Origin of the sequence: Clostridium pasteurianum, from assembly GCF_001705235.1 — a bacterium.
GTDB classification, from domain to species: Bacteria; Bacillota; Clostridia; order Clostridiales; family Clostridiaceae; genus Clostridium_S; species Clostridium_S pasteurianum_A.
Genome location: NZ_MCGV01000001.1, coordinates 2,410,580 through 2,423,911, shown reverse-complemented (window position 1 = coordinate 2,423,911; position 13,332 = coordinate 2,410,580). Strand labels below are relative to the sequence as shown.

At 31.0% G+C, this 13,332-nt stretch carries 10 protein-coding genes and 8 tRNA genes; 4 read left to right on the top strand and 14 right to left on the bottom strand.

Features of this window, described 5'->3' with window-relative positions:
• Window positions 1–2: 2 nt before the first annotated feature.
• The 3 genes from BEE63_RS21680 to BEE63_RS10775 all read right to left on the bottom strand — a co-directional run bounded on the left by BEE63_RS21680 (window position 3) and on the right by BEE63_RS10775 (window position 3,119).
• Window positions 3–140: a hypothetical protein gene (locus tag BEE63_RS21680; protein ID WP_157797109.1), complete on the bottom strand. Its 138-nt coding sequence runs from the start codon at window positions 138–140 to the stop codon at window positions 3–5.
• 240 nt (window positions 141–380) lie between these two features.
• A complete protein-coding gene (locus BEE63_RS10780) occupies window positions 381–1,685 on the bottom strand; it encodes a helix-turn-helix transcriptional regulator (RefSeq protein ID WP_066021385.1) in 1,305 nt (434 codons plus the stop codon).
• Window positions 1,686–1,883: 198 nt separating this feature from the next.
• Window positions 1,884–3,119, bottom strand: a complete 1,236-nt coding sequence (locus BEE63_RS10775) for a competence/damage-inducible protein A (protein WP_066021384.1) — start codon at window positions 3,117–3,119, stop codon at window positions 1,884–1,886.
• 179 nt (window positions 3,120–3,298) lie between these two features.
• Here BEE63_RS10775 and BEE63_RS10770 point away from each other — a divergent pair, with 179 nt between their 5' ends.
• Both BEE63_RS10770 and BEE63_RS10765 read left to right on the top strand, forming a co-directional pair.
• Window positions 3,299–4,282: a DnaD domain-containing protein gene (locus BEE63_RS10770; protein ID WP_066021383.1), complete on the top strand. Its 984-nt coding sequence runs from the start codon at window positions 3,299–3,301 to the stop codon at window positions 4,280–4,282.
• Window positions 4,275–5,258: an ATP-binding protein gene (locus BEE63_RS10765; protein ID WP_066023213.1), complete on the top strand. Its 984-nt coding sequence runs from the start codon at window positions 4,275–4,277 to the stop codon at window positions 5,256–5,258. Before BEE63_RS10770 ends, BEE63_RS10765 begins: the two co-directional genes overlap by 8 nt.
• A gap of 34 nt (window positions 5,259–5,292) precedes the next feature.
• On the opposite strand, the gene BEE63_RS10760 is transcribed toward BEE63_RS10765, so the two are convergent.
• The 8 genes from BEE63_RS10760 to BEE63_RS10725 form a co-directional block, all read right to left on the bottom strand.
• Window positions 5,293–5,368, bottom strand: a tRNA-Thr gene (locus tag BEE63_RS10760).
• An 11-nt stretch (window positions 5,369–5,379) separates the two neighbouring features.
• Window positions 5,380–5,456 (bottom strand) — tRNA-Asp (locus BEE63_RS10755).
• 8 nt (window positions 5,457–5,464) lie between these two features.
• Window positions 5,465–5,540: transfer RNA gene (locus BEE63_RS10750), tRNA-Val, on the bottom strand.
• 10 nt (window positions 5,541–5,550) lie between these two features.
• Window positions 5,551–5,625 (bottom strand) — tRNA-Glu (locus tag BEE63_RS10745).
• Window positions 5,626–5,647: 22 nt separating this feature from the next.
• Window positions 5,648–5,723, bottom strand: a tRNA-Thr gene (locus BEE63_RS10740).
• 9 nt (window positions 5,724–5,732) lie between these two features.
• A tRNA-Asp gene (locus BEE63_RS10735) sits at window positions 5,733–5,809 on the bottom strand.
• An 8-nt stretch (window positions 5,810–5,817) separates the two neighbouring features.
• A tRNA-Val gene (locus BEE63_RS10730) sits at window positions 5,818–5,893 on the bottom strand.
• Between the two features lie 10 nt (window positions 5,894–5,903).
• Window positions 5,904–5,978, bottom strand: a tRNA-Glu gene (locus BEE63_RS10725).
• 311 nt (window positions 5,979–6,289) lie between these two features.
• On the opposite strand from BEE63_RS10725, the gene BEE63_RS10720 reads away from it, so the two are divergent.
• The gene (locus BEE63_RS10720; RefSeq protein WP_066021382.1) at window positions 6,290–9,280 is read left to right on the top strand and encodes a YhgE/Pip family protein; all 2,991 of its coding nucleotides are present in this window, start codon (window positions 6,290–6,292) and stop codon (window positions 9,278–9,280) included.
• 132 nt (window positions 9,281–9,412) lie between these two features.
• Window positions 9,413–10,630 (top strand): NAD(P)/FAD-dependent oxidoreductase, encoded by a 1,218-nt coding sequence (locus BEE63_RS10715; protein WP_066021381.1) that lies wholly within the window; start codon window positions 9,413–9,415, stop codon window positions 10,628–10,630.
• Window positions 10,631–10,693: 63 nt separating this feature from the next.
• On the opposite strand, the gene BEE63_RS10710 is transcribed toward BEE63_RS10715, so the two are convergent.
• The 3 genes from BEE63_RS10710 to BEE63_RS10700 form a co-directional block, all read right to left on the bottom strand.
• Entirely contained in the window at window positions 10,694–11,446 is a 753-nt protein-coding gene (locus BEE63_RS10710; protein ID WP_431732479.1) for an acyl-ACP thioesterase domain-containing protein, read from the bottom strand.
• An 85-nt stretch (window positions 11,447–11,531) separates the two neighbouring features.
• Entirely contained in the window at window positions 11,532–11,732 is a 201-nt protein-coding gene (locus BEE63_RS10705; RefSeq protein WP_066021379.1) for a DUF1858 domain-containing protein, read from the bottom strand.
• 187 nt (window positions 11,733–11,919) lie between these two features.
• Window positions 11,920–13,206 carry an adenylosuccinate synthase gene (locus BEE63_RS10700; protein WP_066021378.1) on the bottom strand — a complete coding sequence of 429 codons (1,287 nt, stop codon included), beginning with the start codon at window positions 13,204–13,206 and terminating at the stop codon, window positions 11,920–11,922.
• Window positions 13,207–13,332 lie beyond the last annotated feature (126 nt).

Sequence of the window (13,332 nt, the reverse complement as noted above, 5' to 3'; positions counted from 1 at the left end):
ATTTAAGCCTCCATTTTTTTTAAACTATTTATAGTATTTTTTATTATTTCACTATTATTAAATCCCATTTCCTTCATATCCCGTATAAACTTATCTAGGATTTCATTGATTAATTGTTGACTACTGACGCTAATCTCCATACATCCTCCTTGCATTTCCCCTACAATTTTTTCTTCGATTATAAGTTTAATAAATCAGTCTTACATTTACATGAAAAATAATCTTACATTTTCTTAATAAAACGAATAGCAAAAAAGACTATAGGTCAATAACAACTGACCTATAGTCTTTTTGTGACAGTAAAATTAATTTATTATTAGTTATAATATCTCCATTTTAGTATAAAAACACTCAAATAAGTGCACCTATCTTACACGAATTTATGCTTTAAAATTAAGTGCAAAATTTGACACTTCAAAAATCTTATCATTTTGTGCAGTCTTACTATAGAATATAATCAATTTATATAACAACTCATTAGGTACTTTTAGTTCACGATTCGAAAGAATCATTACCTGATTCTTTATACTTTCTATTTTTTCTAAGTCATTTGATCTTATATATAAATCTATCAAATGGCCTAATATCTTACACTCTAAATCATACTTCTGAAACTTCTTTGAAAACTTAAGTGATTCTAAATAATGCTTTTCAGCCTCTTTATTCTTATGCAAACATTCAAATATCTTGCCAACATAAAAATATACTAAATCTATACCATCACTTTCTTTATCTATGTGCATCAAATCATCTTCCATTATTTTTAGCTGTTTACTTATCATGTTATTATCGTTAGTTTTAATATATATCCATACTAAATTTGTTGAGTTTATAACCTTTTTATAATACTCATTTTCACCTATTTTCTGTGAAACAATTTTACATATATCCAGAGCCTTTTTAAAATCACCCATTTTCAAAAAGCAATCTGATCTATTAATTAAAATATCACAATGCCTATTATCCTTCTCATCAAGTAATTTATCTACTTTGTCTAGATTTTCAAGAGCTTTATCATAATCACCAAGCTCTTCATAACATATGGTACTATTATATGTAAATATTTCAAAGTAACTTTGAGGAATATTTTTAAAATGATTCATAGCAAATTCGTAGCATTCTATACCCTCATTAAATTTTTTTGAAAGTATATATATTTTGGACATTTTCCTTAAAATGCGCAAGAGCTGAATATCATAACAAACCTTATCATATGCTTCAAATGCTTTTTGATAATACAAAATGCTTTTGTCAAAATACTTCTTAGAATAAAAATAATCCCCTGCAAGTTCATATACTATAATCTTTTTGTCCTTAATATTCCAATCAACAAGAAAATTTTCACATTTTTTTAATGTTTCAAGGAAATCGTTGTCATTCAAATTAACATATTTCTTTAATTTACTAATATAATCTTTCAATATTTTATTTGCCTGTGAAATTTCATCCTCTAATAAATATTCAGCACTTATGTTAACATTAATTTTTCTAGCTTCTGCTAACTTATTTAAATTTTGAACAATAGCCTCTGCTGTAGATTCTGTAAGCCTTACCTTATTATGTTCTATCTCACTTATGAGATTACGCGTCATACTACTTCCTGCTAATTCCTCCTGATTAAATCCATATTTTGTTCTGATTTTTTTTATTTTATCACCAGACGATAAGATATTATACAATCCCATTGTACAGTCCTCCCCCTTACATATACACAGCATTATATATACTCACAATTTTACCATATGGTATACTATTTGTAAAATTTTGATATAATTCTTTAAAATATAGAATTTATTGAAATAAAAAAGTAGCAATAAGTTTATGATGGTTTTCTTACATCAGCTTATCGCTACCTAATTGTTTTATATTTCATAATCTATAGATTACATATCTTTTATTTCTCTTCTAATCCAATCAATTACATTGTTTACTACCCTATTTCTCACTCTTTGCCTGTCACCTGGAATATTAAACTTTTTAGTTTTTACCTTTCCTTTTATACAAAGACCTGCATAGACAAGTCCAATAGGCTTTTCCTTTGTCCCACCCCCAGGTCCAGCTATTCCTGTTGTAGAAACACCAATATCAGTACCTGACGTCTTTGCTATACCTTGAGCCATCTCTGCTGCTGTCTCGCTACTTACAGCACCATATTTATCAAGGGTTTCTTTTTTAACTCCTAATCGATGGGTTTTAGCAGTATTACTATATGTAACTGCTCCATCCATAAACACTTCTGATATTCCCGGATAATTTATAAATCTTCCTGCCAAAAGTCCCCCTGTACAAGATTCAGCTGTAGCTATAGTAAGATTTTTTTGTATAAGCATAGCCCCAACTACATCTTCTAGTGATGTTTCTCCTTCTCCATACACATTATCACCAAGGCGCTGCTTTACAGCCTTTTCCATAGGCTCTATAAGATTTAAAGCCTCTTTTTCACTTTCAGCTTTAGCGGTTATTCTAAACGTAACTTCATTTTCTTTAGCATAAGGTGCAATAGTGGGATTAGTTTGATTATCTATTAAGTCCTTAAGCATCTCAGCTGCATTTCCCTCGCCTATTCCAGTAACTCTTAATACTTTAGAGACTAAAACTTCCTTTTGATATTTTTTAAGATATGGTACTACATAATTCTTAAACATAGGCACTACTTCTCTTGGAGGTCCTGGTAATAAAATAACTATCTTTCCACTTTCATCAATTATGCATCCTGGTGCTGTGCCATAATCGTTTTTTAATATAGTACACCCATCAGGAAAATATGCCTGCTTTCTATTATTTTCGCTTATTTCTCTTCCTAGCTTATTAAAATACTTAACTATTTCATCATAGGATTCTTTGTCAAAAACAAGCTTCTTATTAAAATACTCTGCTGCCGTTTCTTTAGTTAGATCATCTTTAGTAGGGCCAAGTCCCCCTGTAGTTATAACAATATCTGCTCTATTAATTGCAAGTTCAAATTCTTTTTTTAGCCTATCCACATTATCTCCAACCACAGTTTGATGATACATAGAAAATCCCATACCGGCAAACTCTCTAGCTAAAAATTGGGCATTAGTATTTAAAATATCTCCTAACAATAATTCTGTTCCTACACATAATATTTCAACCTTCATATACACTCCAGTGCTACCTGGATTTTCACCACCATTCTAATTCATTTACTTATCTTATTATACTGCATTTTTAATTTGTAATGTTAACATATGTTCTATATAATATTACTATCGCGTTTTAAACATTAAATGTTATAATTTACTTATATGAATTTTATATTGAGAAAGGCGGTGTCATCATGAGTACTTTCATGTTTAAGGAAAAAGCACGCGAGGTTACTCCTGTTAGTAATATATTTATTGAAACTTACATGACAAAAGCAAGAGGCGAATATGTGAAAGTATATTTATTAGGCTTAAAATACTGTTCTTCAGGTGAACCAGGTGTGAACTCTTCCATGATGGCTTCAAAACTTCATTTGCTTGAAACGGACATAATAAATGCCTGGAATTACTGGAACGATGAAAATGTCATAAAACTTATACCAATAGATAATAAAGGTAATTTTCACATACAATTTTTAGATTTAGCCGAAGAAGCTCCTGAAGATGAAAATGTAGACTTACTAAATGAACTAAACAACAATTCCATAAAAGGGATGCTTCAGGATATAGAAAAATTACTTGGAAGAACTCTTTCACCTAAAGAAATGTCTACATATATAGGTTGGCAGAAAGAATTTGACTTTTCTCCTGAACTCATACTTCTACTCATACAATATGCTGTTTCAAAGGGAAAAACGAACTATAGATATATCGAAAAAATAGCTCTATCCTGGCACGATTCTAAAATAAAATCCGTAGAAGATGCTCAAACTTATATAACAAAGCATGAGGATAAATGGATAAAAATAAGAAAAATTCTAGATTATCTTGGAATTAAAGATGCAGAAATAATGAAACCACAAGAGCAGCTATTAACTAAATGGCTAGAATCTTTTGGTTTTCCACTTGACGTTATTTTCAGAGCTTCCGATATATGCTTTCAAAGAATAAGTAAAACTGATTTTAAATATATAGATGCAATTTTAACTAATTGGTTTAAATCTGGAATTAAAACGCTTACTGATGTAGATACAAAAGATATTAAAAAGCCATCATATAAAAAACAAAAAACTGGCAATTTTAATAATAAGGATAATTTTAATAACTATAACCAGCGAAAATATGATTACGATGATTTAGAGAAAAAATTGTTAGGATGGGATAATGACAATGATTAAAGGATATGCTCAAAAAGTAGAAAAACTATATTCTAAAATAAGAAAAAAGGAACAAGAAGCTCTAAAAAAAAGAAGAGAAGAAATTAAAGCTAAAATTCCTAAAATAATAAGTATAGACAATGAAATAAGTAAATTATGTCTTAAGCTATCTACAAATATTTTTAAAGATATAAAAAATCGTGATGACTATATAAAATCTTTAAAAGAAAATATAACAAATTTAAGAATGGAAAGGTCAGAACTTTTAGTATCAAATGGATATAATATGGATTATCTTCATATGCATTATAAATGCAGTAAATGTAAAGATACAGGTTATATTGGTGTAAATAAATGCTCCTGCTACAAAAGATACTTAGCAAAACTTTACTATGAAAACTCAGACCTTAAATATCTTTTAACTAAAAATAATTTTGATAATTTCAATATAAACTATTTTTCAAACAGAAAGTCAGAAGAAGAACCTAGAAGTCCTAGAAAAAATATAGAAAAAATATTTTCATTATCATTAAACTACATTAAGAATTTCGACAATTTAAATGAAAATTTATTATTCTATGGTAATTCAGGTACAGGAAAGACATTTTTATCTCACTGTATTGCAAAGGATTTGCTAGAAAAAGGCTATTTAGTAATTTATAAAACTTCATCAGATTTATCTCAAGATCTTAAGAAACTTCAGTTTGAACCTGATGCAGCTCTGGAAGATTTAATTTTGAATTGTGATTTACTTATAATTGATGATCTTGGTACAGAACAAATAAGTTCATTTTCCAAAACATGTCTATTTAATTTAATAAATAAGAAATTGTTACTACAAAAGAAAATGCTTATATCCTCAAATTACAACTTAGAGGATTTAACAAGATTATATTCTGAAAGAATTACATCTAGATTATTTGGAGATTTTACTTTATGTAAATTTTATGGTGATGATATACGAATAAATAAAAATTTAAAAAATAAGAGAATATAAAAAACTGCTTCAAATTATTGAAGCAGTTTTTTTATGGTGCTGGCAGAAGGAATTGAACCCTCAACCTACTGATTACAAGTCAGTTGCTCTACCAATTGAGCTATGCCAGCTTATATAATATTGGCGACTTGGAAGGGGATCGAACCCTCGACCTCTGGCGTGACAGGCCAGCACTCTAACCAGCTGAGCTACCAAGCCGCAATTTGTGGTGGGCACTACAGGGTTCGAACCTGTGACCCCCTGCTTGTAAGGCAGATGCTCTCCCAGCTGAGCTAAGCGCCCACAAATTAAATGGTGACCCGTACGGGATTTGAACCCATGATACCACCGTGAAAGGGTGGTGTCTTAACCGCTTGACCAACGGGCCTTATTATTTATTTTATTTTATCTGGTGCTGGCAGAAGGAATTGAACCCTCAACCTACTGATTACAAGTCAGTTGCTCTACCAATTGAGCTATGCCAGCCCATAATATTGGCGACTTGGAAGGGGATCGAACCCTCGACCTCTGGCGTGACAGGCCAGCACTCTAACCAGCTGAGCTACCAAGCCGCAATTTGTGGTGGGCACTACAGGGTTCGAACCTGTGACCCCCTGCTTGTAAGGCAGATGCTCTCCCAGCTGAGCTAAGCGCCCACAAATTAAATGGTGACCCGTACGGGATTTGAACCCATGATACCACCGTGAAAGGGTGGTGTCTTAACCGCTTGACCAACGGGCCTTATATTATGAATCACACTCCCGTGCGACCCGACAAATAATATAATACAAAAAAAAACGGTTCATGTCAACATATTTTTTTATTTTTTTTATAAATCTTTTTAAAAGAAATTTGTATATAATATTTTTTTCCTATATAATGTAATAATTTCAAAACACGCAATTACTACGTAAAGGCGAGCTTTAATTAGATTTTATGTCAAGATAACGTTTTCTTGTAAATTTTGAATCAGTGCAAATTTGGGATAAATATGCTATATTTTATACTGACCGGTAAGTACAAAAATAAAAAATAGAGAAGGAGGAACGCCTATGAGAATGAAAATAATAGAAAAATTGAAAGACGAAAAATTTCTATTAAAAGTAATAGCTATATTTACAGTAGCAGTCATCTTTATTCCTACTCTGTATTCTTTTACTTTCCTTGGAGCTTTCTGGGATCCATATGCACGTTTAAATAAAATTTCATCCATAGCTTTTGTAAATTTGGATAAGCCCGTTTACAAGAATGGTAAAGAATATAATGTAGGACAACAATTAAAGGATAAGTTAAAAGATAATAATGACTTTAAATGGAAATTTGTAGACTACAATACAGCTAAAAACGGTGTTGAAAATACATCTTACTATGCCATGATAGTTGTCCCTAAAGATTTTTCTAAAAAAATATCAAATTCTATTGTTGATGGCGAGTTTAAAAAACCTAATTTAATATATGAAGGTAACGCAGGAAGAAACTATATATTCTCCTTACTAACAAAAAAAGGCGCTGAAGCTATAGAATCAAAAGTTGAACAAAGTATAACCGAAGAAACATCAAAAGTTCTAATTGATGACTTATATGATGTAAAAAAGTCCACGAAAACCGCAGCTGATTCTTCTAAACAATTAGCTGATGGAAGTAATAAACTTTTAAATGGTTCTAAACAAATATTAGATGGAATTACGAATAATAACATAGGTGTAGATGGAATGCCCCTAGGTTTACAAAATGGTTCTAAACAAATAAGCAATGGACTTTATGATGCAAAAACAGGTGTTTTATCAGCACAAGGTGCTGTATCTCAAATAGAGCCTAAGTTAAATTCCTATAAAGGTCTATTTAGCTTATTAACTGTTCAAAATATGAATTCATTAAAATCAATGGCTAATGATGCAAATAATCTTAATAATAGTACAAATGCTGTTGATCTATTAGGTATTAAACGAACACTTAATGGTATAAATCCATCGTATATTACAGCAGCCACTAATACAGTAAATACTTTTAATTCCATGGATTTAAATGGTTTATCTAAAATTGACTTTGTAAAACTTAACACTTTTAAAACTGATATTCAAAATGCTTATCCTATGATTGCATCTTTGTCTAATGATTATAATAAGTTACAACCAATGACAAACACTGTTCAAGGAATAAAGGTAGATCAGTTGCGTAAACACTTAAATGATATTTCCAATGATTCACAAGCATTAAGTGCAGTTATTAATAGTGTTGATCCACAATCCATGAACTCATTAAATAAATTTTTAAATAATCCAAATGATATGATGGCATTAAATGATCTTCTAAGTAATACTAATACTTTCAGTGGCACTAATGGTACAAATCTAGTTAATTTTTTAAATACAGAAAAAAGTGTTCAAAATATCATGGCTTCTGGATATCAAGGTATTAATCAAATATTATCCTCAGGAGAGACTCCTGAACAAAAAATTGCTGACATACAATCTAAAGTTATGGATCCATATAGTAATAAAATGCAGCAACTAAACTCTGCTGGTTTAACACCAGATAAAATGAATCAAACAACAGATTCAATGATTAATACTGTAAAAACTATAAATACTGATAGTAATACTATTGCAAGTTCAGGTATTCAAAATGCTCTTTCACCAAATAATATAGCTTTATTAAAAACTTTGACTTCACCTGATACTCAAACTAAGATGGCAAAGCTTAAAGCAGAATTATCTTCTAATAATATTAGTGCTGCTGTTAACAGCGCTAATGGTATGTTAGACCAAATAGCTACTGCTCAACAAGTTTTAAAAGATTCAAATATACAAAGTGCACAATCATCTATTGCCAAACTTCAAAAAGATCTTAATGATAATCAAAACAATTTAGCTGAAATTAACTCATTAGTAGCTAAAAATGGTTTGGATACTAATAAAATCATTCAACTTCAGAATGACACTAAAGCATCTGCAGGTGCAATAGATTCAATGAGCGCTGCACTTAACAATCCAACTGTTCAGTCTCAGTTAAAAAATGCGCCTGAAACTCTGGATAAACTTTCGAAATTAAAAAGTGAAGTTAACGACAATCAAAAATTATTAGGAGTTGCAAAAGATTATTTAAATGATGGTAATGTTACCATGGCAAACAATTTGATAGCTCAAGTACCTTCAATGGTAGATAAGTTCAATGAGTTGTCAGGAGGCATAGTAAAACTCAGCGATGGTTCAAACCGTCTTAATTCAGGTATAAATACCCTTGCAGATGGTTCAACACAATTAAATAATGGAATAAGCACACTAAACGATGGTAATAACAAATTCAATGATGCTTTAAATAGTTCATACAATGATATGAATAAAAACTTGAAATTTTCTTCAAGTAAATTCAGTAAATTTTTATCATCACCTGTAAACTTAAAAGATAATTCTATAAACCCTGTTAAAAACTACGGTGAAGGTCTTGCCCCTTATTTCGCATCACTTTCATTATGGCTTGGTGCACTGTTTGTAAATGCTGTAGTTTCAATATCAGACATGCTTGATTTGTTTAAGAAAAGATTCAATAACAGTCCTATTGCAAAATACACTCTAGGTATTATCCTAGTAACAATTCAAGCTTTCATGTTGACTCTTTTCTTAAGAGTTGGATTAGGACTTACATCAAGTGTAAATCCAGCCGGATTATATTTAAATAATATATTTACAGCATGTGTTTACTATAGTGTTATGTTTGGACTTTCACAAGCTTTTGGAATTGGATCGGTACCAATATGCTTTGTACTGTTAATAGTACAGTTGTCATCATGTGCAGGTACCTTCCCTATAGAAACAGCATACCCATTCTACCGTATAGTAGGAAAATTTATTCCAATGACCTATACTGTAAATACAACAAGAATGGTTATAAGCGGAATAAATTCAAAAGTATATCTGCAAGATTTCAATATACTAATGTTATTTGCAGTAATAACTTTAGTATGCGGTACTCTAATAGGTAAATTAGGCAAAAATTTAAAAGCAAAATATATTGATAAAAAAAATGATACTGCTGCAGCTTAATAAAAAAGGCTTTAGATTGGATGTGAATCTCTTCTAAAACCTTTTTTTATATTTAAAATTGTTAAATAATAATTTATTTGTTAAACTATATTATAATATATATTGTACTTTCTACATAAAAGGAGAGATTTCATGGATATTATAATAATCGGAGGCGGAGCTTCTGGGATGATGGCCGCTATAACTGCTAAGGACTGTGGCTTTAATCCTGTAATCCTAGAGGGAAATGATAGGATTGGCAAAAAAATACTAGCCACAGGTAATGGCAGGTGCAATATAACAAATGAAAATATCAACTTTTCACATTACCACAGCACTAACCCAGGTTTCTTTGAGCATGTCATTAGTGAATTTTCAAAAGATGACACTTTAAGTTTTTTCGAAATGCTTGGACTTCCAATAATATCTCTTGAAAGTGGCAAAATGTATCCTCTATCGCTTCAAGCTTCATCAGTTTTAGATATACTTAGAATTGCCTTAAGCGAAAGAGAAATTCCAGTACATACGAATTCAAAAGTAGTTAAAATATATAAAGAACATAAATCTTTTAAAGTAATTTGTTCTGATGACTCTTACTATATAGCAGATAAAGTAATTCTAGCTGCTGGTGGTAAGTCTTCGCCTAAAACTGGCTCTGACGGCTCAGGAATGTCTATAGCACACGCCTTAGGCCATAAATTAATAGAGACCGTTCCAGCCTTAGTACAGCTAAAACTAGACTTTAAAAGCTTAAAAGCATTATCCGGAATAAAATTTGATGGTAACGCTGCTATATTATTGAATGGAAAAGAAGAAAAAAGTGATTTTGGAGAAATTCTATTTACAGATTACGGCATATCCGGTCCTCCAATACTTCAACTAAGCCGAATTGCCTCTTACGGAATTAAGGAGAAAAAGGATGTACAGATAAAAATTGATATGCTTCCAAACATTTCAATGAAAGAACTTAAAACTTATCTAGAAAACCACTGGGGCATGTTTTCTTATAGAAGTGTACATGATTCCCTCATAGGCATTATAAACAAAAAATTGATTTCCATTCTTCTAAGAGAATGCGGTGTATCTAATATACACAAATGCTGTTTTGACTTAACCTCTAAGGAGAAGGAAAACATATTTAATACTCTAAAGTGCTGGACATTTAAAGTTTCAGGTACAAATTCTTATTCAAACTCACAAGTTACTGCCGGCGGGATTGATACGCATGAGGTAAATAATATAACTCTTGAATCTAAACTTATACCTGGTTTGTATTTTTGCGGTGAAATTCTAGATGTGGATGGTGACTGTGGTGGTTTTAACCTTCAATGGGCCTGGAGCTCTGGTTATACAGCCGGTAAATGCCTATGACATATACACTTTATAGCTTATGCCTCATAATCGCAATATTAAGGCTGTTATGAGGCATATATTTTATTTGCGAAATTCGGTTTTTACTAAAGTTAAACTTTCACCTTCAGAATTGTTTATTGAATGATTAAAAATATACTTACCCTCTTTTTCTTCCATATTAGTCATTACTTCAATTGTCTCTCCATAAGCTGTTTCTTTTTGATACATAACCTTCAAATCAGAAATTTCATGTTCACTTATAATTTCCATAGGAACATTTTCTAATACCCATGATACGTATTTTACATTATTAACATGTTTATTGGTATCTATATCACTGTATCTTACCTTAAAACTGTTTTTATAATCAACTTGTTTTAATTTTCTAAGTCTATCAAAAGGAATTTGCTCATTATCTTCCTCCGTAAGGTTGTACATTTTATATATGTTATTGGTTATTCTGCATGGCTTTCTCTTTTCAGTATCTATAAGAAACCATAGTGAATTAGCATATCCTATTCTCTCGCCTTTATTAAAAATTTCATACTTTCTATATGCATAAAACTTTCTTATGGAATATGGCAAAGTTGAAACTTCTATCCTGTCTCCATATTCAGGGTATTTATCCATGTGTACTTCCCATTTATAAACTACCCATGCAATTTTATTATCCCTAAAATATTTTAGACTCATGCCCAATTTTTCAGTCTGATAAGTAGCTAAATCCTCTAAGTAACTCATTATAGATGCAATAGTAGCTTTACCATGAGAATCAACTTCGTATATATGAATATCATAATTTTTTTTAGTAACAATCTTGTCCAATATTCTCACCTCATTTACTTAGTACAAATTTTTCAAAGTAAAAAAATACCATCAATAATTAAATAATGATGGTACTTTTCATATCTTTTACTTGCTATTTTTCTTCATTACTATTTAAAGCTTTAATAAGATCATCAGCATCTAAACCATGAACCATAGCAGCTTCTTCTATTGTTTCACCTTGAGCTGATGGACAACAAACGCATCCCATTCCGAAACTCATTAATATTTCAGCTGAACCAGGATTATTTCTTACAACTTCACCAATAGTCATATCCTTAGTTACCACTTGCATTACCTCTTTCCATTTAATATTGATATAGTTAAGTAATCGGTAATTGAGTATGATTATTAATTACCTATGCTTTAATTATACCTAAGTTTTTATCGTTGTCAAAATATTTTTTAACATACAATACTAAAAAAGCTATGCTTCAAATAAGCACCTATTTAAAGCATAGCCTAAATAATATATCTTTATTCTATATATCTGAAACCTCTATAGTATGACTTCTTTCTGGTCCAACAGAAACTATTGATATCTTTGTTTCTGTAAGTTCCTCTACTCTCTTTAAATATTTCTTTGCATTTGTAGGAAGTTCATCATAGCTTCTAGCATCAGCTACACTAGCATCCCAACCTTCAAACTCTTCATATACTGGTTTACACAAAGCTAAGTCTTCAAGGCTAGCTGGAACATAATCTATAACTTTACCATTAAAATCATAGCCTACACACATTTTTACTTTTTCTATGCCTGCAAGTGTATCCATTTTAGTTATAGCAAAGCTTGTAAGCCCTGATACTCTAGCTGCCTGCTTTAATATTACAATGTCGAGCCAGCCGCATCTTCTTGCTCTTCCAGTAGTAACTCCATACTCATGACCAGCTTCTCTTATTCTATTTCCCATATCATCAAGAAGTTCTGTAGGGAAAGGTCCTTTACCAACTCTAGTCGTATAAGCTTTAGCTATTCCAACTGCATTAGTTATCATAGTCGGTCCTATTGCTGAACCTGGACAAACTCCTCCACCTATAGTATTTGATGATGTAACGTATGGATAAGTTCCATAATCTATATCAAGAAGGTTTCCTTGAGCTCCCTCAAATAGAACTTTTTTCCCCTTCTTTATTTCGTTATAAACTACAACAGAAGTATCTTTAACAAAAGGTCTTAATTTTTCACCATAAGCAAGATACTCTTCACATATTTCATTATAATCAAAAGGCTTCATATCATATACTTTAGTAAGTATTGCATTTTTAATCTGCAAATTTGCCTTTAACTTTTCTTTGAAAACATCAGGATGCAGTAAATCACAAACTCTTATTCCTGACCTTTCTGCCTTATCTGTATAACAAGGGCCTATTCCTTTGCCCGTTGTTCCTATATCATTCTTGCCTCTATGTTTTTCACTAGCTCCATCAAGAGCTCTATGATATGGCATTATTAAATGTGTTCTATCACTTACCATCAGTTTTTCGGGAGTAACTTCAACTCCTAATTCTTCTAAATAATTTATTTCCTCAAACATAGCTTTTGGATCTAGCACAACACCATTTCCAATAACATTAATTTTGTCTTTATACAATATTCCAGATGGTATCAAATGAAGTGCATATTTCTTTTCTCCTACTTTAACAGTATGACCTGCATTATTACCACCTTGAGATCTAACTACCACGTCAGCTCCTTGTGCAAGATAATCTGTCATCTTACCTTTTCCTTCATCTCCCCATTGGGCGCCTAAAACAATAAATGCTGACATAAAAACTCCTCACTTTCATAATCCTAATTTAAAGATTGCTATAGAAAATTACCAAAACTAATATACCATAAAAAAAGCAATTTGTCTTTATTTTTGGAACAAAAAATCGAATATTGTTATTAACTT

Excerpts from the sequence above, each read along its gene's own strand:
- BEE63_RS10715 (WP_066021381.1), top strand. The coding sequence starts at position 9,413 with ATGGATATTATAATAATCGGAGGCGGAGCTTCTGGGATGATGGCCGCT.
- BEE63_RS10765 (WP_066023213.1), top strand. The coding sequence starts at position 4,275 with ATGATTAAAGGATATGCTCAAAAAGTAGAAAAACTATATTCTAAAATA.
- BEE63_RS10720 (WP_066021382.1), top strand. The coding sequence starts at position 6,290 with ATGAGAATGAAAATAATAGAAAAATTGAAAGACGAAAAATTTCTATTA.
- BEE63_RS21680 (WP_157797109.1), bottom strand. The coding sequence starts at position 140 with ATGGAGATTAGCGTCAGTAGTCAACAATTAATCAATGAAATCCTAGAT.
- BEE63_RS10700 (WP_066021378.1), bottom strand. The coding sequence starts at position 13,206 with ATGTCAGCATTTATTGTTTTAGGCGCCCAATGGGGAGATGAAGGAAAA.
- BEE63_RS10705 (WP_066021379.1), bottom strand. The coding sequence starts at position 11,732 with ATGCAAGTGGTAACTAAGGATATGACTATTGGTGAAGTTGTAAGAAAT.
- BEE63_RS10770 (WP_066021383.1), top strand. The coding sequence starts at position 3,299 with ATGAGTACTTTCATGTTTAAGGAAAAAGCACGCGAGGTTACTCCTGTT.
- BEE63_RS10780 (WP_066021385.1), bottom strand. The coding sequence starts at position 1,685 with ATGGGATTGTATAATATCTTATCGTCTGGTGATAAAATAAAAAAAATC.
- BEE63_RS10775 (WP_066021384.1), bottom strand. The coding sequence starts at position 3,119 with ATGAAGGTTGAAATATTATGTGTAGGAACAGAATTATTGTTAGGAGAT.